Raw genomic sequence first — 23,901 nt, 5'->3', positions numbered from 1 at the left:
AAAAGAAAGCTACAACTGATAACAAGGTTGTAGCTTTTTTTAGTAGTATTTCAAAATAGTCCATGTTTCCCCTAAAAAGCCTGTTAATTTTTTTAAAAACTGCATCAAGTAAATAGGGGTTACATATTTACTAAATGAGTAATTCTACAGTATAAATTAGTACAAAACACACAAATTACATAAAATGAAAACAATTACTTTTTTCGCACTGGCGTTAATCGCCAGCCTTTCTGCACATGCACAATGGACCGATTCAGGAACAAACACGACAACAACCGATAATGTAGGTATTGGGATTACAGCACCCAGAGCAAAGTTTGATATCAATGGTGATATGTACATGGGTATTGGAGAAGGGTTTAAGCTCTACGGAGATGGCAATTATTTTGGACAGTATCTTGACGCGCTTATTTTTGAGATGCGTGATGGTAATAGCACAAATGGTAATACCGACGGAGGTTTTTTATTTAGAGGGCATACTCCTACAGACGGAATAAGTAAAGATTGGATGGTAATTAAAACAGGTGGTAGAGTAGGAATAGGGACAAATTTCCCGACAGAAAATTTAACGGTTTCCGGTAATTCGGCACGTCTAGCGGTAACAGGTCCTTCAGGAAGTTCAGCGATTTTAATGGGAAATCAAGATAGTAGCGGAGTTAATAATCCTGCAATCATACAAGCAGCAAACGGAAATTTATATTTCGGAGGAGGAACAAATTGGAATCGAGGAGGAACTTTGTCTACGACCATGATTGTTGCCGACGGAGGTAATGTAGGTATAGGAATGGGAACAAGTACCCCAACATCAAAATTACAAGTAGTAGGGGATATCAAGCTAGATGATAAAATCACCTTTGATAATGGCGATATGCTATCAACGATTGGGTATACAGGTGATGAAACTGATTTTAATATCGCCACAACTGCGGATGATTTACATTTATCTTCTGGAACTTCTATTCAAAGTAAAACAGCCGAATATATTGTAAATGCCGATTGGTCTTATTTCAAAGGAGCTGAGTTTTTGGTTGATGCTTCTGATGATATTTCTTTTAGAGGTTCTGGGGCTTTCAATATTAAGAATGCAGATGAGATCAATATGGATACGGGCAATGATGTAGCGATTAATGCGGGACAAGGTGTAAATATTCAATCCGAGAATTTTTCAGTACAAGCAGATTCCTACTTTACAGGTGCCGTAGGCATAGGTACAAACACTCCAAAAAATAAACTCTCGGTTAATGGTACGATTTGGGCAAAAGAAGTAAAAGTAAGTCTTACCGATGCTGCTGATTGGGTATTCGAAGAGGATTATAATTTAAGACCATTAGAAGAAGTGGCTGTTTATATCAAAGAAAACAAGCACTTACCCGAAATTCCCTCTGCAGAAGAGTTTAGACAAAATGATATGAAAGTATCAGAAATGACAAATAAGTTATTACAGAAAATAGAGGAATTGACTCTGTATACTATTGAGCAGGAAACTCAGCTAAAAGAAGAGAAAGAAATTAATAGGCAACAAGCTCAACATGTTAAGTTACTAGAAGCTCGTTTACAAAAATTAGAAAATGTACTATTCAATAATTAGAACCTAATTTGTCTTATAACATGAAACCAATTCTTATTATAGTTACATTTTTACTCTTAAATCCAATACTTAATAGTTTTGGTCAAGAAGTACAAAGATTAGACGAACTGGGAAATTTTATCTCAACTAAAAACAAAATTACTGATGATTATGTTCCTGGAGAGGTGATCGTAAAATTTAAAAAAGGAACGCTGTCAGATACGTTTTTAGAGGGTAATGAGGTGTCTATGAAATCAAATGATGCCAAAAGTGCCGTTGTAAAATCAAAGCAAAATGACCCAAATTCTTTTTTTACGCATTTTACGAATGCTAATTTAAGAAAAGTAGTAACGAAATATAAACCCTCTTACGGAGTGTCCAAAAGTAGAAAAGGAAGTGAAGTTGAGGTATTTGACTTTGAAAATTTGACAGTGCTCGAAGTTGATTCAAAATTAGATATTCTATCGCTTTGCGAGCAAATTAGTGCATATGATGAAATAGAATATGCCGAACCAAATTATATTTTAACTACAGATGATATTCCTGCAAACGATACAGAATATAGCAGACAACGAGGTTTCGAGCAAAGTAATGATGCAGATATAGACGCAAATCATGCTTGGGATTATACAACAGGTAACTATGGTATAAAAGTAGGTGTAATTGATAATGGAGTAGATTATCATAATATCGACTTGGGTGATGGAGCTTTCAATGTAGACGGTGCCAAGGTACGAGGAGGATGGGATTATTTTAATAATGATTCAGACCCTGATGATAATGACAATGGGGAGGATAGTCATGGTACTCCCGTTGCAGGAATTATAGGTGCCTTGCGAAACAATAATAACCTAGTCGCTGGATTGGCAGGTGGTGATGGTAATGGAGAACAAGGAGTACAGTTATTTGCATTCAAAGTAGGGCAAAATAGAACGATAGTTACAAGTCATGCTGTAAATGCCATTATTGAAGGATCTACTAATACACCTAGTTTTGGTTATGGTTGCCATGTTTTAAATAATAGTTGGGGATCATATAATTACAACGAATCTGTTAGAAATGCAGTACGAGTAGCGGTACAAAATAATGTGGTTTTTGTAGCTTCAAAAGGAAATGATAATACAGATGATAGGCATTATCCCTCAGATTACGACGAAAGCTGGGTGATATCTGTCGGTGCTACAGATTACCTGGATAGAAGATCAGAATGGAGTCCGCTACAAGCATCTAACTTTGGTAATAATATAGACGTAGCGGCTCCCGGAGGAGGAATAGGAACCTATTCAGAAATATCAAATGTTCGAACTACTGGGGTAGGAAGAACTGAGCATCGCTCTTTTAACGGAACCTCTGCCGCAGGTCCTCATGTAGCTGGTTTGGCAGCTCTTATTTTATCAGAAGCAAAAGAACAAGGAAGAAGTTTGCATCATCAGGATGTAGAAAACTTAATCGAAGTATCCGCAGATGATGTTAATGGGGGAGGATACGATGATGAATTAGGACATGGTAGGATAAACGCAGGACGTGCATTAGAAATGATGAATTCCCCATGGGAGTTAACACATCATAAAACAACCGGAGGTACTACAGTAAGTAGCACTGGTTTTTATAATACGATATTCTCAGGATCGGGTCCTTTATCAAACGCCGTTTATACTGTAAAAAGACATGAAGTTCGGACTACTGTTAGTTTACCAGATTTTTCTAATAGTGTTTACGTTTGGGGAAGAGGATCTAATGAATCAAGTGGTTGGTCAGCAGCAACACCAAATTATCAATTGGGATTTTGTGATGTGCCTGTATACACAAATACCACAGCCACATTAAGAGCGTATGTATATGAGGTATATAGTATTTTGGGGCAACGATTGGGTTGGTACCCTAGTACGCCACAAAATGTCGTTTTTGCATATACTACGTTAGGCGAATCTTGTCCAGATACAATAAATATTTCCGAACCAATTGATGCTAATTCTGAAACAGTACTTTTTACTGCGAATAATCAAATAAATGCCAATAATCGTATAGCAAGTAATGCCAATGTTATATACAGCGCAGGAAACGAAATTAAATTGTCTACTGGGTTTCATGCTGAAACTGGAGCCACATTTAGAACAATATTAGAAGGGTGTGAAGTAACAACAGGCACACGAATTGTATCCAGTAAATCGAGCAATGAGGTGCTTCAGGTAGATGTAAGTGATTTAGGTAAAGATATACAGACATTATCAGTCGATGAGCAAAATCAAATAGTCGATATGTATACTAAAAAGGTAATGGTCTTTCCTAACCCATTTCAAAATACAATTACCATTACGTACAAGCTCAAAGAAAGTTCTAATGTAACTCTAAAAATATATGATAGTCAATCCAAAGTAGTTGCTACATTAGTGGATAATGATAGGAACGAAGGTGGTAGGCATTTTTCGAATTTTGATGGTAGTTTATTAAAACCTGGGTTCTATTATTATTCTCTAACAACAGATGAATATAGTAAAAAAGGGAAAATCATAAAAAGATAAAAAGGTAGAGAAGGTGCTTTTTTAGCTATCGAAAATGTGGTTATGATTATCAGTAAGAATATAAAATTTTAAGGAGAACTAGTAGTTTTGTTCTTGAGAGTAGATCGATAATCAGACTTCTAAAAAAGAAGATTTTTTATTGAATAGACTTATGTTTAATAAGGGATACGTAAAAAAGGTGTTTGAGAAATCAAACATCTTTTTTTATTTTTTTACTAAAGAATACCCCCTCTCTTAATTTTTTTAACTTTTTCATAAAAATGATGTTAAAAATCAGAAACACTGCATTAGTACTATAGAGGGCAGTCAGTATTTGCCAGGCAATCATACAAATCAAATTAGAATACACGAATTTATTATGAAAACAATTACTTTTTTTGCACTGGCGTTAATCGCCAGTCTTTCCGCACATGCACAATGGACCGATTCGGGGTCGAATACAACAACAACTGATAAAATAGGAATAGGAACAACAGAGCCACTTGAGAGGTTGCAAATAGGAACAAGCGGTTTTACTTTTCATGATGGAGGGCATAAGGTAATAGGTTTCGGATTTGCGGCATGGCCGTTCACAGATTTGAGTTCTAGTTCTTATGAAGGAGAAATACGTTTTGATATGGCAAAAGGATCTCTGCATTTGGGGGTAGGATCAAATGATGGGAATTATCCATCGAGAGATTTTAACATTTCTAATAATGGTAATATAGGGATCGGTATCTCAAGTCCTGCAGAGAAATTACATGTTAATGGAAGCATTCGAGGAAACGCAGGAGGAGGAGCTTTACGTGTTCAAACGAGCTCAGGATATATGGATGTGGGAGCACAAAACGCAAGTTGGGCACATATTTATACAGATAGACCTAAGATTATATTTAATAAAGATGTATACACTATATCTAATGCGTTTTCCTCATACAATAATGATTTAATTTTAAAAACGGAAGGAACTGAGCGTTTAAGAATTAATGATGATACAGGTAATGTAGGTATTGGAGCTACAAATCCAACATCAAAATTACAAGTCGTAGGGGATATCAAGCTAGATGATAAAATCACCTTTGATAATGGCGATATGCTATCAACGATTGGGTATACAGGTGATGAAACTGATTTTAATATCACGACTAGTGCTGATGATTTAAATATATATTCTGGAACTTCTATTCAGAATAGAACAGCTGAATATTTTATTACATCAGATTATTTTAGTTTTCGAGGAGATGAATTTTCGATAAATTCTGATGAGGATGTTTCTTTTCATGGTACAGGTGCATTTCATGTTCGCAATGCTGATGAGATCAATATGGCTACAGGTAATGATTTAGCTATTAATGCTGGGCAAGGAGTAAATATTCAGGCAGAAACGTTCTCCGTACAAGCAGAATCTTATTTTGCCAATAACGTAGGAATAGGAACTCCTAATCCAAAAAATAAACTCTCAGTAAACGGGACCATTTGGGCAAAAGAAGTAAAAGTAAGCCTTACCGATGCAGCTGACTGGGTGTTCGAAGAGGATTATAATTTAAGACCACTAGAAGAAGTGGCTGCATATATCAAAGAAAATAAACACTTACCAGAAATCCCTTCTGCAGAAGAGTTTAGGCAAAATGATATGAAAGTATCAGAAATGACAAATAAGTTATTACAGAAAATAGAAGAATTAACTCTATATATTCTGCAGCAAGAGGAACGTATCAAGGTGCTAGAGCAGACAGCTCAGAAAAATTAATTCACAAACACATTTATTCAAAATCAATTACAATGAAAAAGATCACAACACTTTTATTTTTTATTGCCTTGGGAATGACCTCAATGGTGCAAGCTCAACTTTTTAGTAATTCATTTAATCTAGATAGTAATCATGGAGACCTTTTAATGAGACGTTATAGCGCAGGAGACCTGGATTGGAAAAGAGCATTAGTCCCTATTTCTAGCACAAATCAATTAGTAATTAATTACGGAGGAGATTTTATTGGTGGGACCCGTATTATGGGAAATAGCGTACTTATAGATGGTTCACTAACAACGGATCAAGTAAACTTCTATAATGACGAAGAAGGCGCGGTAACAGGATATATAAAAGCGGACACACAGGGATTAGATCTCATTAGTAGTGGAGATGAAATGTCATTGCGTTCAGGGAATAATTTGAATTTTTACGCTTCTGAAGTAGGAACGTATGCTGATATTCAATTTTTTAGAGGAGAAGAGTTGAATATTAGAACTTCATACGGAACTACTTTTACGGGAGAAGGAAACTTTAACATCAACAATATGGATGAGATCAATGTATCTGTATCAAATGATGTAGCTATCAATGCAGGACAAGGAGTAAATATTCAGGCTGAAGAATTTTCTGTAGGTGCAAAATCCTCGTTTACTCGCAGTATTTCTTGGGGAACGACAGGAGCTCTTTTGAATACCGATCAAGGAGCATCGATGGAACTAAGAGGTACAGGAACACCGTATCTTGATTTTTCTAACGATGCCTCGACCGACTATGATATGCGATTAATCCTGACTGGTAATAATACGTTGGGCGTTTCTGGAGGAAATCTAGTGGTTGATGGAACTATAAATGCTAAAGAAATTCATGTGAAATCAAATGTATGGTCTGATTTTGTTTTCTATGATAACTACAAACTACCCACGCTAGCAGAAGTAAAAAAACATATTGAAGAAAACGGACATTTAAAAGATATTCCGAGTGCTGATGAAGTAATTAAAAACGGGATTAGTCTGGGGGAAATGGATAGTAAACTCCTTCAGAAAATTGAAGAATTGACCTTATATACCATTGAGCAAGACGAAAAGTTAACAAGCCAAGAAAAAGTAAATCAGGAGTTACAAAATCGATTAGACAAATTAGAGTCATTGATTTCCGAATTAACCAAATAATAAAAATACAAATCACCTATATACTCTTTTTGATCTGCATTTTTTCATAAGAAAACAGTGAATTTTTGCCAAAAAATTAAATCAGAAATAGAAGTATTCATAACATATAAATTATGGTAAAAACAATACAACAAGTAGTACTTGTACTCTCTTGCCTTTTTGTCTTTCAATTTGGTTGGGCACAAGACGAAGATGATGATCCTTATGGCGAATATAGAGCGTATCTTGACCAAATGGATTATACCAAAATCCAAAGCGGATTTTTACTTAATAGAGGATTTGCTTCACCAGAAGAAGGAGAGTCATTAGGAGAGTTTGCCCAGGCAATTAATGAAGAAACAGGAGAACCAGCACCCAACATTACTTTTGTTGATGGCGTTTCTTGGCTAGAATATTACAACAGCCTTTTATTGAGTGAGGTTAGGAGTATAAAGTCGTTACCTAGCCGAATTGAACTAGAAGAAAAAGCCACAGCATATACCGATAATGATCTGATCCCCTTTATGGCTTTTGATATCAAAGGAGAATATCTAGGACCTGAGATGTTAGAGCAGTATATTAATGGTACTACTGCCTCTTCTTCGGCAACACAGTATCAGAGTTTTGATGTTTTTGGAGCGATTAGCTATTTGGGTCAGACGTCTAAATCCGAAGTAACCTTTGCCTTTAGAAAAGCGTTATACTGGACTAATAGGGACAAAGAACCTAAATATATACATATCGATTTTTCTGACGGACGAGGATCAAATCAATATGTATTCGAAGATGCAAACTTTTCTGTAACCTATACAGAAACAGGTGATAAAGCGATTGACTTTATAGTCGAATATGAAGATGGAGAATTAGCACAACCTTATTTAGGTACTTCTTTTATTTTTACAGTACTTTCCATTGCTAATACTGATGAATCTGATGTTATAGAAACAGGCTCTAGCGGTACTTCTTCTGCTAAGCCCATTGGAGGTTTTGATGGTACGATAAGCTCGGGTGGTGCCAAATCATATATCATAACTAATGATGTATTTGATAAACCATTGATTGTAGTGCAGGGATTTGATCCTACTGGGACTATGGATGCAAATTTTCAGTTTGATAAGTATAAGGATATTCTAGATAACCAATTAAATCCAAATGGATATGATTTGGTATTAGTGATGCTAAATACTCCAAATCAGTCTATCCAGAATAATGTTGAGGTAGTAAAAGACGCAATCAAGGCAATTAATGTCAAAAAACATGAAAACAGTTATTTTGAGTCGATTGTGATCGGAGAAAGCATGGGAGGGTTGCTGGCCAGAGCCGCACTAAAAGAGTTAGAAAACGAAAACGTTGATCATGAAACTGGATTGTTTATTTCATTTGATGCACCTCAAAAGGGAGCAAATGTTCCTCCTGGTTTTCAGGGAGGTCTAAAAGATATTATGAGTCTTAATTTGACAAGTAAAATATTACCCGTTGTCTTAAAAAGTATTTTATCGTTTATTAACGGTTTTAATTCTATTTTCGGGACCAATATATCTTCATCAGGAACTAGTGATCTTAATGATGCCTTGACACTAGGAAATAGAGCTGTGACTGCATTAGGTTCTAGTGCGGCAAAATCAATGTTGGTCAGACATATCACACCAAACACTAATTTTGAACAGACACAAAACTATTTGGATAATTTAGGATACCCAGAAAAAACAAGAAATATCGCCCTGATCAATGGAAGTCGTTTCAGCGGAAGTGTACAGCGAAAATTTGATGGCACTGCTTTAGGTTTATATGATGAATTATTATATTTCAGAGAAGGTTCTTCTCATACATATGCCTTAGTCGATGTAAGGTCTTCACCAATAAATACAACCGCCAAAGTATCTGATCTAGAAGTTTCTCTTGGTTTTAGCACAAAACTACCAGACGTGAGTACCAGTTGGAAATGTAAAAATAAGTGTCTAAACTTAGGGTTTACTAAAATATGCTCAAAAATATGCTGGTGGGATATAAATGTTACTTGGAAATTAGTCACCATTAAATCAAAATTAGTAGATAAAGAGACCATATATTCATTTGATGACGTACCCTATGATATAGCTCCGGGATCATTTACAAGACTTAGTGAAGATGCAGAAGATTTCGGTCTCCAATCTGATTTTTGTTTTGTACCTACCGTAAGTGCTATTGATTTAGATCAAAATGTACTGGATGCCTTACCCTCTGGGGGATTATATGCAGTTAATGGAATTGGTTCATTAAATGGGTATATCAATAATGATCAAACCCCTTTTGATGAGGTATATGCACCTGCCTTAAACACCAATCATGTGTTTGTTAAAAATAATATAGAAGGCGTATTTGCTACAATGTTTAGAAATGAATTTATGCCTGATGATCTGAACATTCAAAATAGAACCATCTCAGCCAAAAGAGAATTTGAGGCTAACAATACCATAACAATTGGAGAAAACGTAAATAGCTATGTAGGTAAAATTATAGAGCAAGGGCCATTTATAGCTACATCAGCAGCCGATATTGATATGTATGCCGAAGATGAAATCGTACTTTCTACAGGAACATATTTAAATAATGGTTCTAATGTAGAGTTAAAAGTAGGGGTAGATAATAAATTTGCTAACAAATCTTTCTCAGGAGTAGCTTCTTCAAATGTTGATCATAACATGACGCTTAAGATCAACGGAGCTTCCAAAGTATGCGACGGTATTACAACATCATTTACAGGACAACCGGTATATGTATCAGATGAAGGATTAACGTATCAATGGGTACTGAATGAAGAACAGTCGTTTAGTGGAAAAAGTATACGTTTAACCACAGAGGATATGTATGGGATGAATGCGTTGCATCTTAGTGTATATAAAGATGGGCAATTAAAGGGAACAACAACCAAAGTATTCTATGTAGAATCTTGTTCAAAAGAGGAAGCATTTAAGGAAAATGCAATAGCAAATACGCTAGAGTCTTCAGATCTAACGATAAGTCCAAACCCTTTTGATGATCATATTAAGATTTCCTTTATCAATCAGGATAAGTTTACATCTTCTCCTTTAGATATTAGGTTACATGACTTGCAAGGCAGAATGATCAAAAGACTTCAGATCGATGAATTGACATCAACAAGCATTCGATTAGATATTGGTAATACCCTTAACACAGGAATATACCACTTGGTAATTATGAGTAAGGCAGGACATCATATACAAAAAATAATGAAAAAATAAATAAGCCTATTGAGTTTTTATAATTCGTAGGGTTAGGGTAAAAAATAGAATGAGTTTTCAGTTCTATTTTTATGGCCGCATATACAAAATACGTATATGTGGCTTTTTTTTATTTTAGATAGTAATTTCAGATAAGCAAGGAAGTACAAAAAGAAATGAACAAGTCTTTTGGACTATATTACCTCATACTTGGTATAAGAGTGCTGCTGCATTTCTCAGTGTTAAATAATAAATAAAGATGTTTTATTTATTAGTCTAATGATATCATCATGATGGCAAAACAACTTAATTATTCTCCGTAATTAAAATAATATGTAATTGATCCTTCTTGTTTTTCTATATCAGAACGAGAGAATAAAGCTTGTCTGGCATACTGCATTGCATTGTCAAATAAGCACTCATTGCGAGTAGTAGAGCTTTTTTTGTCGACTTTGGTATCGATAACATACCCATTTTTGTTTACTTCTATTTTTACTACAACTTTACCACTCCCATTACATGTATATACAGGGTTTGGTAACTCTACAGATTTTCTGTCCTTAAGAACATACGTCAAAGAACTATTTCGGTTATTCGTCTCACTCTCTTCTAATTTTTCTTTCTCTTTTTTGTCAAGGTCTTCTTTTTTTTCTTCTTCATCAAGAGCAGCTTCTCCCTCACTCGGATCGGCTTCGTCACCTGCTGATGCTTCTTCGGCTTCCATTAGAGACTTAATTCTTTCCTCTACTTCGTCATGATCTTCAAAATCTTCATTATACGCTTCATGTGTTCTTCTGGCATTATCAAGTTGTCTGTTTTCTTGCGCCATCAAGTCTTCTTCAGGTTGTTGCTCTTCTTCAAGTTCAGATAGAAATTCTTCAGGAATTTCCATCAAAATTTCTGACTGCTCTTTTTGCTTATTAATCATATTGATGTTATAAAGACTCATAACAACAATTCCCATAAGCATTAATGTGATTATAAGGGCTTTATGTTTTTCTATAAATTCCATAGGTATCTATAACTTCTTTTATTCTACAATATTTTGCGTAGTTTTTATTTTTGGACTTAACTGATTTTCAAAAGATGTAATGGTCATAGCATCTTCAAGAGAAAATGACCCTATTTTAGTTCTTTTCAGCGCAGTTAAGTGAGCCCCGCTTTCTAATTTTTTACCAAAATCGTGTGCTAATGATCGTATATAAGTTCCTTTACCACAAACTACTCTAAAATCTACTTCTGGCAGTTCTATACGGGTAATTTCAAATTCATGAATGTGTATTTTTCTTGCATTAATTTTTACGGCCTCTCCTTCTCGTGCATATTCATATAATCGTTTTCCATCTTTTTTTAGGGCAGAAAAAACAGGAGGAAATTGCGCTATCTCTCCAATAAAATGTGACGATGTTTCTAGTATTTTTTGACTAGAAATATGATCAGTCGGAAAAGTTTCGTCAATAGCCGTTTCTAAGTCGTAAGAGGGGGTAGTTGCACCTAACTTAAAGGTGCCTGTATATTCTTTAGACTGTCCTTGAAATTCCTGAATGCGTTTCGTGAATTTTCCTGTACAAATCACTAATAATCCTTCTGCAAGTGGATCTAATGTACCAGCGTGTCCAACTTTGATTTTTTTAATCCCGAATTGCTGCTTAATAAGCCATCTCAATTTATTTACAACCTGGAAAGATGTCCATTGCAAGGGTTTATCGATCAAAAGAACTTGACCATCTTTATAGTTTTGTTCGGTTAACATTATAGAGGGGGCTATTTGATAAAACCAAAGGCGATGGCGATTAAGCCAACAACGACACAATATACGGCAAAATAAGTTAACTTACTCTTTTTTACCAACGAAATCATCCAGGTACAGGCGAAAAGTCCCGATACAAATGCAGCAATAAAACCAAGACCTATAGGGATACTATTTTCTGAAGAAAAAGTAAGATCGCCGCTTAAAATATCTTTGGCAATTTTTCCAAAAATAAGAGGGATGACCATTAAGAATGAAAAGCGTGCTGCTTTTGTCTTGTCGTTTCCTAACAATACCGACGTAGAAATGGTAGCGCCACTACGAGAGATTCCTGGTAACATTGCTATTGCTTGGGCAATACCAATTACAAATGCATTAGAGTTACTAACCGACTTTCTGGTGCTCTTTGCTTTATCTGCAAACCATAATAATGCAGCCGTTATAAGAAGCATAAAGCCAACGAACATAATATTACCACCAAAAAGTTGTTCTAATTGTTCTTCAAAAAATAATCCAACCAATACAGCCGGAATCATAGAAAGGATAATTTTAAGAGAAAAAAGAGTTTCCTCATTGTTCTTGAATTGTAATAATCCTTTGAGAATTATCCATATATCTTTTCTAAATATCACAATAGTACTAAGTGCTGTAGCAAAGTGCAATACCACCGTAAATAGAAGGGATTCTTCGGGGATACTTTTATCACCCAAAAGGGCTTTTCCTAATTCTAGGTGACCGCTAGATGAGACAGGTAAAAATTCAGTGAGCCCTTGTATGATTCCTAAAACAATCGCATCAATAATTTCCATAGAGGAGTTTAGTTTGGATAAATTCGATGCAAATATATAATTACCACTATAATTATAGTTTTAATTATTGTTTTTTCTTCTTATTAGGGTCAAGTAAAATCGCATATACTTCGATACCAAAACCAATTAAAACTATAGTAGGAGCCAATCGTATTCTTCTGAAATTATAGATGTCTGGATTAAACACATTAGGATCATCGCTTCCGCCACCAGCCATAAGAATAAATCCCAAAGCAATTACAGCAATACCAATAGCCATTACCATATAATTTTTCTTCCCAAAAACATAATCCGGTTTATGTGGTGTGTTTTTATTTGATTGTTTGCTCATGAATATCGTTATTTATCTCATTAAAAATTATGCGATCATCTATCATTAATTTAGAGATATGTCCCATATTTTTATCACGCGTAAATATAGTCCATCTTTTTATGACATACAAAGTAACTTTTTTATCTAGAAGATCTGAGCGCAAAGAATCTGCAGAAAGATTGTATTGAAGTCCTCTATTAATATAATAATAGTGCAAATCATCTTTTAAAGTAAAAGAAATATCAAAACCTGGGGCGTCATTAATATCAATCACTGTTCCTGTAATTTTTAATACATCTTCTGGTTGTACATTACGCACAGGGCGAAAGGTTTGTATCACAACAGCCATAAATAGAAGGAAGAGAATAAAGAGTACAGTAAGATATATTTTTGTGCCTTTTCCCATTACTTTTTTGTTTCTAAAACAGATTTCTCTTTACCTCTGATTATTAAAAATACACCTATGATGATAAAGGGTAGACTTAATAGTTGGCCCATATTTAGGGTCATTGAATCTTCAAAGGCTACCTGATTTTCTTTGAAAAACTCTAAAATTAGTCGTGCACAGAATAATACAGATAACAGTACCCCCAACAAAACTCCTTCTTTTTTAATCACATTGGTTTTTTTATATAGATACCATAATAATGCAAATATTAATAGATAGGTACAAGCTTCATACAATTGTGTCGGGTGTCTTGGGATCATATCATCCCGAACGAATATCATTCCGTAATCCCCATGAGTTGGTTTTCCGTAAATTTCAGAATTCATTAGGTTTCCTAGCCGAATAAATGCTCCGGTAATAGGAGTGCCCAGCGCTACACGATCCATTACCCAAAGAACCGATGTTTTGTTTTTTCTACAATACAAAATAATAGCTAGCAATGCACCAATACTTCCGCCATGACTTGCAAGTCCCGAAAAACCTGTAAAATGCCATGAACCATTTACTATCTGAAAAGGAAGAAATATCTCTAATGGGTGTTGAGAGAAATAAGCGAAATCATAGAACAAGCAATGTCCTAAACGAGCGCCAATTAATATTCCTGCAAAGATATAGGTAGAAAGTTTTTCTAGGTTTTCTACAGGAATATTTTCCAATCGATATACTCTTTTTACCAGATTATAGCCTAGTAGCAATCCGCTAACGAAGAAGAGGCCATAATATTTAACCGGAAAAGTATCAAATAATCGAAAGATTTCAGGATCTACATTCCATTCTATTGCTCCCATGCATTACAAGTTGTGTTAAAAGATGTTTTAATAATAAAGCTCATCAGTTCTTAGATTCAAGAATCTTTGAGTCGCAAAGAACGTACTTATCCATGTTATTAATACACCCATCCCAAAAACACCAAAAAACAGAATTCCTAACAAGATTTTGTCATTTAATAAGGCCAGTTCGGGAAATGCCTGATTAAGATAATATAGTACAATGCCTACGCCAATAAGCGCAACTATGGCACCTATCATTCCTAAGCGAACACTTTTCCAGACAAAAGGTCTTCTAATAAATCTCTTGGTGGCTCCCACCATTTGCATTGTTTTAATAATAAATCGCTTAGAGTAAACAGATAAACGAATAGAACTATTAATTAGTAGGACCGCTATAAAAGTAAAAACCCCACTAATCAATAAGACCCAAAAACTAATTCGTTTAATATTGTCATTAAGTAATGAGATAAGAGGTTTGTCATAGATTACTTCATCAACAAAATCCTTTTTTATGATAGAGGCATTAATCGTTTCAATTTTAGCAGGATCTACAAAATCTGCTTTTAGAAAGACGTCAATAGAGTTTTGAAGTGGATTATATCCCAAAAAGTCCATAAAATTTTCTCCAATATCTTTGCTATGCGCTTCTGCGGCTTCATCTTTAGAAATATACGTAGTAGATTTTGTGTATTCTGCAAGTGCCAGCGTTTTTTGTAGTTGCTTTATTTCTATATCTTTTGCGGTATCTTTTAAATAAATAGTAAGTGCAATTTTTTCTTTAAAATGGTCAGCTACTTTTTTTGTGTTAAGTACCAAAAGCCCTAATAGACCTAATAAAAAAAGAACAAGAGAAATACTAATCACCACAGAGAAATAAGAAGAAATTAATCTGCGTTTTTGGTATTTGTCAAAAGAAGAACTCATAAATAAACTGATTTGTTCGTAAAAATAATAAAGAATAGTTAATTAACTTTGGTTTACAATGTGAATAACGCCGCTATAAAATTAATATTTTTGATAGTTGGTATAGAAATAGGATATGTGGCCCTTCACATTTTAGAATTTGATAAAAAATAAAAGCATGCATACAGTCATTATAGGTGTCGGGGGAGTCGGAGGGTATTTTGGAGGAAAAATAGCGCATTCAGGTCAGAAAGTAACTTTTGTTGCGAGAGGAAAACATCTAGAAGCCATGCAAACGAATGGATTAGAAGTTAAAAGTGTTGATGGTGATTTTAAGACAAATTCGTTTAAGGCGACCGATGTTCTTAAACAGGTAGAAAAAGCAGATTTGATTTTGATTTGTACAAAATCTTGGCAAGTGGCTAATGCAGGTGAACTAATCAAACCTATCCTAAAAGATACAACCATTGTTATGCCGTTGCAAAATGGAGCTGATAATGCAGAAAAACTATGTGACGTAATTGATAGTAAACATGTAGTTGGCGGATTATGTAAAATATATAGCAAAATAGAAGCCCCAGGTATTATTTCTCATTTCGGACACCCTCCTGAGATTATTTTTGGAGAGCTTGATGCTCTTAAAACACAACGATTACAAATACCCAAAGCTATATTTGATAAAGCAGGGTTTTTAAGTACAATTTCTGATAACATTCATGTAGATATCTGGAGTAAATTTATGTTCATAGCGACGGTGAGTGGATTAGGAGCATTAACACGAGCAACTATTGGTGAGATGTATCAAAATCCTGAAACCAGAAACATTATGAGTGAGACTGCTACAGAAATTCATAATATTGGTACAGCCAAAGGAGTTACTTTACCAGAGAATTTGGTAGATCGTATTATGACTTTTATAAGCATGCAACCTTTCGATTCGACAGCATCAACTCAGCGAGATATTATGGCAGGAAGACCCTCAGAACTCTATAATTTTAATGGGTTTATAGTGCGTGAGGGTGAAAAATTAGAAATAGCAACACCCACAAATCATTTTATATACAGTTGTTTACAGCTGATGGAAAATAAGGCCAGAAGTTAATTTTTTTTAGGAGAAGCGTACTATTTGAAAGGAAATGAATGCTCATCGTATTACATTTCCTAGAATATATTGTAATATTACTAGTAATAGGTATATTTTTGCACTCATTATAAGAATTAAGAACTTTTGAAGTAAACGTAATGAGTTACGATTTTAATACTATTGAAGCCAAGTGGCAAGCCTATTGGGCAGAGAAAGAAACGTTTAAGGCCGAAAACAACAGTCAAAAGCCAAAATATTACGTTTTAGATATGTTTCCCTATCCATCGGGTGCAGGATTACATGTAGGACATCCCTTAGGATATATCGCCAGTGATATTTATGCAAGATACAAACGTCATAAAGGATTTAATGTATTACATCCGCAGGGCTATGATTCTTTTGGATTGCCAGCAGAACAATATGCAATTCAGACAGGACAACACCCCGCAATTACTACCAAAGATAATATAGCAAGATATCGTCAGCAACTTGATAAAATCGGGTTCTCTTTTGATTGGAGCCGAGAAGTAAGAACGAGCGGTCCAGAGTATTATAAGTGGACACAGTGGATTTTTATAGAATTGTTTAATTCATGGTATGATATCGATACCAATAAGGCAAGAGCAATCAAAGAGCTCGAAACTATTTTTAGTGCCAAAGGAAATACGACAGTAAACGCCGTGAGTGATGATGAGACAATTGTATTTACATCACAAGAATGGAATAGTTTTACTGACAAAGAAAAGCAAGCGATACTATTACAATACCGACTTACGTATTTGGCAGAAACCGAGGTAAACTGGTGCCCTGAGTTAGGAACAGTATTGGCAAATGACGAAATAGTAAATGGTGTTTCTGAACGAGGTGGATATCCGGTAATTCGTAAAAAAATGACACAATGGAGCATGCGCATTTCTGCCTATGCCGAACGTTTATTACAAGGTTTAGAAACTATTGATTGGACAGATTCTCTAAAAGAATCACAACGCAATTGGATAGGAAAATCTGTAGGAGCAAGCGTTACTTTTAACGTCAAAGAATATGATGAGGTTATAGAAGTATTTACCACTCGTCCCGATACAATATTTGGGGTTACTTTTATGACACTTGCACCAGAACATGAATTGGTTGCCAAAATTACTACACCCGAACAAAAGAATAAAGTAAACGCATATATTGAAGCAACAGCAAAACGAAGCGAACGTGAGCGTATGGCAGATGTAAAAACCATTAGTGGCGTATTTACAGGGGCGTATGCAGAACATCCATTTACCAAAGAACCTGTACCAATTTGGATCGGAGATTATGTGTTAGCAGGATACGGTACAGGAGCCGTAATGGCAGTTCCTTGCGGTGATCAACGAGATTATGATTTTGCGAAACATTTTGATATCCCAATCCATAATATTTTTGAAGGCGTTGATATTTCAGAAGAAGCATTTTCGGACAAAGAAAAAACGGTGATTGCTAATTCTGATTTCTTAAATGGCCTTACGTATAAAAAAGCCGTAAAGACAGCTATTTATGAACTCGAAAAGCTAGGACAGGGGCAAGGAAAAACCAATTATAGACTTCGTGATGCTGTATTTAGTCGTCAACGATATTGGGGAGAACCTTTTCCTGTATATTATGTTGATGGGATGCCACAAATGATTGATGTCGAGCATTTACCCATCAAGCTACCAGAAGTAGAGAAATATCTACCTACAGAAACAGGAGAGCCACCTCTGGGACGGGCAGACTTCTGGGCTTGGGATGTAGAGAAAAACGAAGTAGTTTCTAATAGCAAAATAGATGACAAGAGCGTATTTCCTTTAGAGCTAAATACAATGCCAGGTTGGGCAGGCAGTTCGTGGTATTTATTTCGATATATGGATGCGGGTAATCAAAATGAATTCGCTTCCGCGGAAGCGTTAGGGTATTGGCAAAATGTAGACCTGTATATTGGTGGAAACGAGCATGCTACCGGGCATTTGTTGTATTCGAGATTCTGGACCAAGTTTTTAAATGATAGAGGATATCTTCCTGTAGAAGAACCGTTCAAAAAACTGATCAATCAAGGAATGATTTTGGGGACAAGTGCCATTATTTATAGAATAAGTGGTTCGAATACATACGTTTCAAAATCATTAAAAGAAACATATGACATAGAAGAGCTTCGTGTCGACGTAAGTCTTATAAATGCTTCTGATGAATTAAATATTGATGGGTTAAAAAAATGGCAGCCACAATTTGCAGATGCAGATTTTAAACTTGAAGATGGAAAGTATATTGTTGGGCGCGAAGTAGAAAAAATGTCTAAGCGCTGGTATAATGTTGTCAATCCAGATGGTATTTGTGAACAATACGGAGCAGATAGTCTGAGACTATATGAAATGTTCTTAGGGCCATTAGAACAGTCAAAACCATGGAACACAGCTGGTATAACAGGGGTACACGGTTTTCTTAAGAAATTATGGAAATTGTATCATAATGGTGATGTCTTTGCTGTAACAGAAACAGCACCTACGAAAGACGCTCTCAAAACGTTACATAAAACCATCAAAAAAGTACAAGAAGACATAGAGAATTTCTCTTTTAATACATCTGTGAGTACATTTATGATTGCAGTAAATGAATTGACGGCGCAAAAATGTACGTCAAAAGAAATATTAGAACCACTAGTGATTTTGATTTCACCATATGCACCTCATATTGCAGAAGAATTATGGAGTAAATTAGGACATGTTGATTCTATTGCTACTTCAGATTTTCCTGTTTTTGATGCCTCTCACTTAGTAGAAAGTACAAAAGCGTATCCCATATCATTTAATGGTAAAATGCGTTTTACTATGGAGTTATCTTTAGACTTAAGCAAAGATGAGATCGAATCGGCAGTAATGGCTTATGAAAAAACACAGCAACAATTGGCAGGGCGTTCACCCAAAAAAGTAATTGTAGTACCCGGAAAAATAGTAAATATAGTGGGGTAATGGTATTGAAGTATTTTTTCACTTTATTTATGTAAATCATGATTTATGGTAGATCCAATAGAAGTTTTAGGATTGGTAGCGGCTACATTAACAACAGCAGCTTTTTTACCTCAGGTATATAAAACCTGGAAAACAAAGTCAGCAGAAAGTTTATCGTTATCCATGTTATCGATTTTTGTAAGTGGAGTGTTTTGTTGGTTGATTTATGGCTTTTTGATCGATAGTTTGCCTATAATTTTGGCAAATCTTATAACAGCTGTTTCTGGATGCATATTGTTATATTTTAAGTATCGATATAAAAACTGATCTAAATTATTAGGATTTTTTGTTTTTTAACACTTTAAGTATCATCTTACTTAGGATTACTAATAAAGTGTTATATGGTTCGTTTTAGTTGTTTTATTTTAAAAAAACAGCTATTTTCGCCCAAAAAATAAGAATATGATAATCGGTGTTCCTAAAGAGATTAAAAATAACGAGAATCGAGTTGGTGTTACTCCTGCGGGAGTGATGGCTTTTGTTACTCATGGACATACAGTTTTTATTCAGCGAAATGCTGGTTTTCATAGTGGTTTCGAAGATCAGGAATATATAGACGCAGGAGCACAGATATTACCTACTATAGAAGAGGTATATCAGATAGCAGAAATGATTATAAAGGTAAAAGAGCCAATTGAGCCAGAATACGCTTTGATTAAAAAAGATCAACTGGTGTTCACATATTTTCATTTTGCATCAAGTGAGCCCTTAACGCATGCAATGATCAGTAGTAAGGCGATATGTATTTCTTACGAAACAGTAGAAGATGCAGACAGAAGTTTACCATTACTGACCCCAATGAGTGAAGTTGCAGGTAGAATGTCTATACAGCAGGGAGCAAAATATTTAGAAAAACCTTTAAAAGGAAGAGGAATTCTTCTAGGTGGTGTTCCTGGAGTGGCTCCTGCTAAGGTATTGGTCTTAGGTGGAGGTGTTGTAGGAACGCAAGCTGCAAAAATGGCAGCTGGAATGGGGGCTGATGTTACTATTTTGGATATCAGTATGAAAAGATTACGATATTTGGACGATGTTATGCCTGCGAATGTAAATACAGAGTTTTCAAATGAATATACAATCCGAAAACATATAAAGTTTTCAGATTTGATTATTGGAGGCGTATTAATTCCGGGCGCAAAAGCCCCGAAGTTAATTACTCGCGAAATGTTAAAAGATATGCGTCCGGGGACTGTATTGGTAGATGTTGCAGTAGATCAGGGAGGTTGTTTTGAAACTACAAAACCAACCACTCACGAGGATCCGATATATATTATAGATGACGTGGTGCATTATTCTGTGGCGAATATGCCCGGAGCCGTGCCTTTTACTTCGACTATGGGACTAACTAACGTTACTTTGTCTTATGCTTTGCAATTGGCAAACAAAGGTTGGAAAACAGCGTGTAATGATAATGAATCCTTAAGAAAAGGATTGAATATAATCAACGGGAAAGTAGTGTACCCTGCGATATCAGAAGCTTTTAATCTTCCTCTTGAAGATGTAACGCACTATTTAAGTTAAACTAAACTTATTTGGCTAACTCAAGTTTATTTAACCAAAAACCTCGTCAGTTTGGCGGGGTTTTTGTATTTATTATGTACATTTATTAGCCTATTTTTAGAATCAAATGGATATTAGATAGATAAGAATACGAGTGTCATAAATTAATGTAACGTTTAATTTTAATAAAAAAAGAAAAATATGTTATCAGGATATATGGGGTACTATGTCATTGTAGGGTTAATTGCTCTGGTAAGTGGTTTAGTCAGTTCCAAGTTAAAAAGTAAGTTTAAGTATTACTCAAAATTACAATTACAAAATGGTTTGAGCGGAGCCGAAATTGCGCAAAAAATGCTTATCGATAATGGAATAACAGATGTTCAGGTGATTTCTACTCCAGGAATGCTTACCGATCATTACAATCCTAGAAATAAGACTGTGAATCTTAGTGAGGGTGTTTATAGTCAGCGAAATGCTGCTGCTGCTGCTGTTGCTGCGCATGAATGTGGTCACGCAATACAACATGCCACGGCATATAGTTGGTTAACTATGAGGTCAAAATTGGTTCCTGTAGTTAATATAGCTTCAAAAATGTCAATGTGGGTAATTATGGGAGGTGTTGCGTTGATGGCAAGTATGCAATTAGGGCAAACAGTAGCTTTAATAGGGCTTGCGTTATATGCTACCAGTACACTGTTTAGTTTCATTACATTACCAGTAGAATATGATGCCAGTAATAGGGCATTAGCCTGGTTAGAAAATACAAATATGCTTACTAGAGAAGAGCATGATGGTGCTAAAGATGCGTTAAAATGGGCAGCAAGAACCTATGTTGTTGCGGCGATTGGATCCCTAGCAACTCTGTTATATTTTGCTCTGCAAATTCTGGGCAGAAGAAATTAAATTCTGACTGTAAAATTAGCAATATAGAATTAAAAAATTAAAGCGGTTGCCTAGGCAACCGCTTTAATTTTTTTCATGTATTTCTGTATAGAAAGTTCGTTCAGAAGTGCCCCTATTTCTCATGGTAGAAATCTTTTTTAAAATTAAAATTATGTTAAGTTCTAATATGATGTTGTAAGCTTTATAAGTTTTATCTGACAAACTTCCTGAGACGTAAGAAATAAAAAGGTTGGCCAAAGTCTCAAAGTAAAAAGAATAAAGCACCATTAAAAAAGATAATATCATGAGAACAATTACAATTTTATATTTTGCCCTAAGTTTAAGTTTAAATCTATATAGTCAAGAGAAATTTGATCACTCCAGTTGGGATCAAGCACTACTACTAAATGTCTTTGAAGACGGAAGTGTTAATTATGAAGGGTTTATGAAAGACAGCTCTTTGTTGTATAGATATTTTCAGGAACTCTCAGAAAACAGACCTAATGCAAATTGGTCAAAAGAAGAACAGATGGCTTATTGGATTAATACGTATAATGCATATACAATCAAGTTAATTATAGATAGCTATCCATTAAAGAGTATCAAAGATTTGAAGAAACCATGGGATAAGAAATTTATTAAAATTGACGGAGAATGGTTTAGTTTAAACGACGTAGAGCATAAGATTTTGAGAAAATTCGGCGATTCAAGAATTCACTTTGCAATTAATTGTGCTTCTATATCTTGTCCAGTAGTTTGGAATAGAGCGTATACAGCAGATAATCTAAATTATGCGTTAGACAGCCAGGCAGAAAAATTTATTAATGACCCAACTAGAAACAAGATAACAAAAACCACTATTAGTCTTTCGAGAATATTTTCTTGGTATAAGAGGGATTTTAAACAAGATGACGAAGATTTGAAAAGCTTTATAAACCAATATGCAAAAATTAAAATTACGAATCAAAGTAATGTAGGGCCAATGGAGTATAACTGGAGCTTAAATGAAGTAGTTCAGCCTATTAATGGGTATGCATTTGATTAAGTGTCTGTATATGTTATATAAAATCCCCAAAGCCTAATCACATTGATTAGGCTTTGGGGATTTTATTCTATTGAATTCGAAGTTTATACTGCATTATAAAATACCCGTTTGCCTTTTGTAAAAAGCATCTTGTTGTTTTTTCATAATCTCTCTGGCAATTTTCTTTTTATACTCAAACAATTCTTCTTCTTCTGCAAGGTCATTATATACGCGATCGTTGATAGTATGATCAGTTTCTAATAATGCATTTCGTTGATCTTGTTTTTGTGCTACCCAATTCTTTACCTCATTCTCTAGATCCTCTATTCGGAAATCGTATTCTCCTTTGGGAGAAAGAAGTTTTGCAAAAATCGGGGAGGTTTCTATTGCTAGAAATAGTAAAAAAATGAAAAAAGAAGGAAGCCATGGCAACTTACCCAGCGCATTTATTCTTGCCATCAACCCATCAAAGTTATTAATAATAGGCTGTGATGTGGCTACTTGATCTTCGTAGGATGCGGTTAATTCTATTTTTTGTTTTTCTAACTCACTAATCCTAGCAACATTCTCCTTTTTTAGCGTCACTAATGCTGCTAACTCTGCATCATGCTTTTCCCTTTTTTCTTTGTATACCGGTCCCTTTCCTAGAATTTCAGTTCCTTTACGCCCTTCTGCCTCGGCAATATAGGTGTCATATAGGATATTAACCTCGGTTTCTTTGGTAGCGATTTCTCCTTTCAGTTTGTTGATTTCAGTATTTAAAGCGTCTATAGTAGGTGTGTATTGAGTTGCAATTTGTTGCTGATTGGCAAGAGTAAAATCATTTTTTTGTTCAAGCAAAACGCGGTCAATCTCTTTCTCAAAGATTTTTAATTCTAAAGGTTTTGAAATTACCACTGCAATAATTATAGCCAGAATAATTCTAGGTGTTGCTTGTAAAAATTCATCCAGAAAATGTTCTTTCTTTTTGATTGTTGAGACTATAAATCTGTCAAGATTAAAAATTAAAACACCCCAGATAAGTCCAAAGAAAATGGCTGCAAAATAGTTGTCAAATACAGTATAGAGGGCATATGCAGCGGCAATAAAGGCCATAATAGCAGTAAAAAATACGGTAGCACCAATGCCGACGTATTTGTTCTGTTCTCCGTTGCCACAAGTAGACAATATGTCTGCATCAGCTCCTGAGCATAAAATAAAAAAACGTTTTAACATGATTGAAT

Annotated in this window: 19 protein-coding genes; 11 read left to right on the top strand and 8 right to left on the bottom strand. The window is 35.0% G+C overall.

The features are described from left to right. The first annotated feature begins 184 nt into the window (after positions 1–184). The 5 genes from DZ60_RS25475 to DZ60_RS0118120 all read left to right on the top strand — a co-directional run bounded on the left by DZ60_RS25475 (position 185) and on the right by DZ60_RS0118120 (position 10,208). Entirely contained in the window at positions 185–1,588 is a 1,404-nt protein-coding gene (locus DZ60_RS25475; protein ID WP_025743444.1) for a hypothetical protein, read from the top strand. 20 nt (positions 1,589–1,608) lie between these two features. Next, positions 1,609–4,089, top strand: coding sequence for a S8 family serine peptidase (locus DZ60_RS0118140; protein ID WP_025743443.1), 2,481 nt, complete (start codon positions 1,609–1,611; stop codon positions 4,087–4,089). Between the two features lie 358 nt (positions 4,090–4,447). Continuing rightward, positions 4,448–5,818, top strand: a complete 1,371-nt coding sequence (locus DZ60_RS25625) for a hypothetical protein (protein WP_025743442.1) — start codon at positions 4,448–4,450, stop codon at positions 5,816–5,818. Between the two features lie 32 nt (positions 5,819–5,850). Further along, positions 5,851–6,987: a hypothetical protein gene (locus tag DZ60_RS24430; RefSeq protein ID WP_025743441.1), complete on the top strand. Its 1,137-nt coding sequence runs from the start codon at positions 5,851–5,853 to the stop codon at positions 6,985–6,987. Between the two features lie 113 nt (positions 6,988–7,100). Further along, positions 7,101–10,208, top strand: a complete 3,108-nt coding sequence (locus tag DZ60_RS0118120) for a T9SS type A sorting domain-containing protein (RefSeq protein WP_025743440.1) — start codon at positions 7,101–7,103, stop codon at positions 10,206–10,208. A gap of 289 nt (positions 10,209–10,497) precedes the next feature. Here DZ60_RS0118120 and DZ60_RS0118115 read toward each other — a convergent pair whose 3' ends face one another. The 7 genes from DZ60_RS0118115 to DZ60_RS0118085 form a co-directional block, all read right to left on the bottom strand. After that, positions 10,498–11,199: an energy transducer TonB gene (locus tag DZ60_RS0118115; protein WP_025743439.1), complete on the bottom strand. Its 702-nt coding sequence runs from the start codon at positions 11,197–11,199 to the stop codon at positions 10,498–10,500. An 18-nt stretch (positions 11,200–11,217) separates the two neighbouring features. Further along, positions 11,218–11,940, bottom strand: coding sequence for a tRNA pseudouridine(55) synthase TruB (gene truB, locus DZ60_RS0118110; RefSeq protein ID WP_025743438.1), 723 nt, complete (start codon positions 11,938–11,940; stop codon positions 11,218–11,220). Positions 11,941–11,951: 11 nt separating this feature from the next. Then, on the bottom strand, positions 11,952–12,746 hold the full coding sequence (locus tag DZ60_RS0118105) for an undecaprenyl-diphosphate phosphatase (RefSeq protein WP_025743437.1): 795 nt from the start codon (positions 12,744–12,746) through the stop codon (positions 11,952–11,954). Between the two features lie 64 nt (positions 12,747–12,810). Beyond that, the gene (locus tag DZ60_RS0118100) at positions 12,811–13,077 is read right to left on the bottom strand and encodes a DUF3098 domain-containing protein (RefSeq protein ID WP_025743436.1); all 267 of its coding nucleotides are present in this window, start codon (positions 13,075–13,077) and stop codon (positions 12,811–12,813) included. Further along, entirely contained in the window at positions 13,058–13,465 is a 408-nt protein-coding gene (locus DZ60_RS0118095; protein ID WP_025743435.1) for a hypothetical protein, read from the bottom strand. The genes DZ60_RS0118100 and DZ60_RS0118095 overlap by 20 nt, the downstream gene beginning before the upstream one ends. Continuing rightward, positions 13,465–14,295, bottom strand: coding sequence for a prolipoprotein diacylglyceryl transferase (gene lgt / locus DZ60_RS0118090; RefSeq protein ID WP_025743434.1), 831 nt, complete (start codon positions 14,293–14,295; stop codon positions 13,465–13,467). Before lgt ends, DZ60_RS0118095 begins: the two co-directional genes overlap by 1 nt. A gap of 27 nt (positions 14,296–14,322) precedes the next feature. Beyond that, positions 14,323–15,201 carry a cell division protein FtsX gene (locus DZ60_RS0118085; protein WP_025743433.1) on the bottom strand — a complete coding sequence of 293 codons (879 nt, stop codon included), beginning with the start codon at positions 15,199–15,201 and terminating at the stop codon, positions 14,323–14,325. 157 nt (positions 15,202–15,358) lie between these two features. On the opposite strand from DZ60_RS0118085, the gene DZ60_RS0118080 reads away from it, so the two are divergent. The 6 genes from DZ60_RS0118080 (at position 15,359) to DZ60_RS0118050 (ending at position 22,699) form a co-directional block, all read left to right on the top strand. Continuing rightward, positions 15,359–16,282 (top strand): ketopantoate reductase family protein, encoded by a 924-nt coding sequence (locus DZ60_RS0118080; RefSeq protein ID WP_025743432.1) that lies wholly within the window; start codon positions 15,359–15,361, stop codon positions 16,280–16,282. Positions 16,283–16,422: 140 nt separating this feature from the next. Continuing rightward, the gene (leuS, locus tag DZ60_RS0118075) at positions 16,423–19,236 is read left to right on the top strand and encodes a leucine--tRNA ligase (RefSeq protein WP_025743431.1); all 2,814 of its coding nucleotides are present in this window, start codon (positions 16,423–16,425) and stop codon (positions 19,234–19,236) included. 45 nt (positions 19,237–19,281) lie between these two features. Continuing rightward, positions 19,282–19,542: a SemiSWEET transporter gene (locus DZ60_RS0118070; RefSeq protein ID WP_025743430.1), complete on the top strand. Its 261-nt coding sequence runs from the start codon at positions 19,282–19,284 to the stop codon at positions 19,540–19,542. A 135-nt stretch (positions 19,543–19,677) separates the two neighbouring features. Continuing rightward, positions 19,678–20,793: an alanine dehydrogenase gene (ald, locus tag DZ60_RS0118065; RefSeq protein ID WP_025743429.1), complete on the top strand. Its 1,116-nt coding sequence runs from the start codon at positions 19,678–19,680 to the stop codon at positions 20,791–20,793. Positions 20,794–20,973: 180 nt separating this feature from the next. Further along, the gene (locus DZ60_RS0118060) at positions 20,974–21,675 is read left to right on the top strand and encodes a zinc metallopeptidase (protein ID WP_152537467.1); all 702 of its coding nucleotides are present in this window, start codon (positions 20,974–20,976) and stop codon (positions 21,673–21,675) included. A gap of 283 nt (positions 21,676–21,958) precedes the next feature. After that, positions 21,959–22,699 carry a DUF547 domain-containing protein gene (locus DZ60_RS0118050; RefSeq protein ID WP_025743426.1) on the top strand — a complete coding sequence of 247 codons (741 nt, stop codon included), beginning with the start codon at positions 21,959–21,961 and terminating at the stop codon, positions 22,697–22,699. 93 nt (positions 22,700–22,792) lie between these two features. Here DZ60_RS0118050 and DZ60_RS0118045 read toward each other — a convergent pair whose 3' ends face one another. Further along, positions 22,793–23,893 carry a DUF4407 domain-containing protein gene (locus tag DZ60_RS0118045; protein WP_025743425.1) on the bottom strand — a complete coding sequence of 367 codons (1,101 nt, stop codon included), beginning with the start codon at positions 23,891–23,893 and terminating at the stop codon, positions 22,793–22,795. Positions 23,894–23,901 lie beyond the last annotated feature (8 nt).

The sequence above is a fragment of the Aquimarina pacifica genome (genome assembly GCF_000520955.1).
Taxonomy (GTDB): domain Bacteria; phylum Bacteroidota; class Bacteroidia; order Flavobacteriales; family Flavobacteriaceae; genus Aquimarina; species Aquimarina pacifica.
Note: the sequence above shows the minus strand (reverse complement) of the source record. Positions and strands in the feature narration are given on the sequence as shown.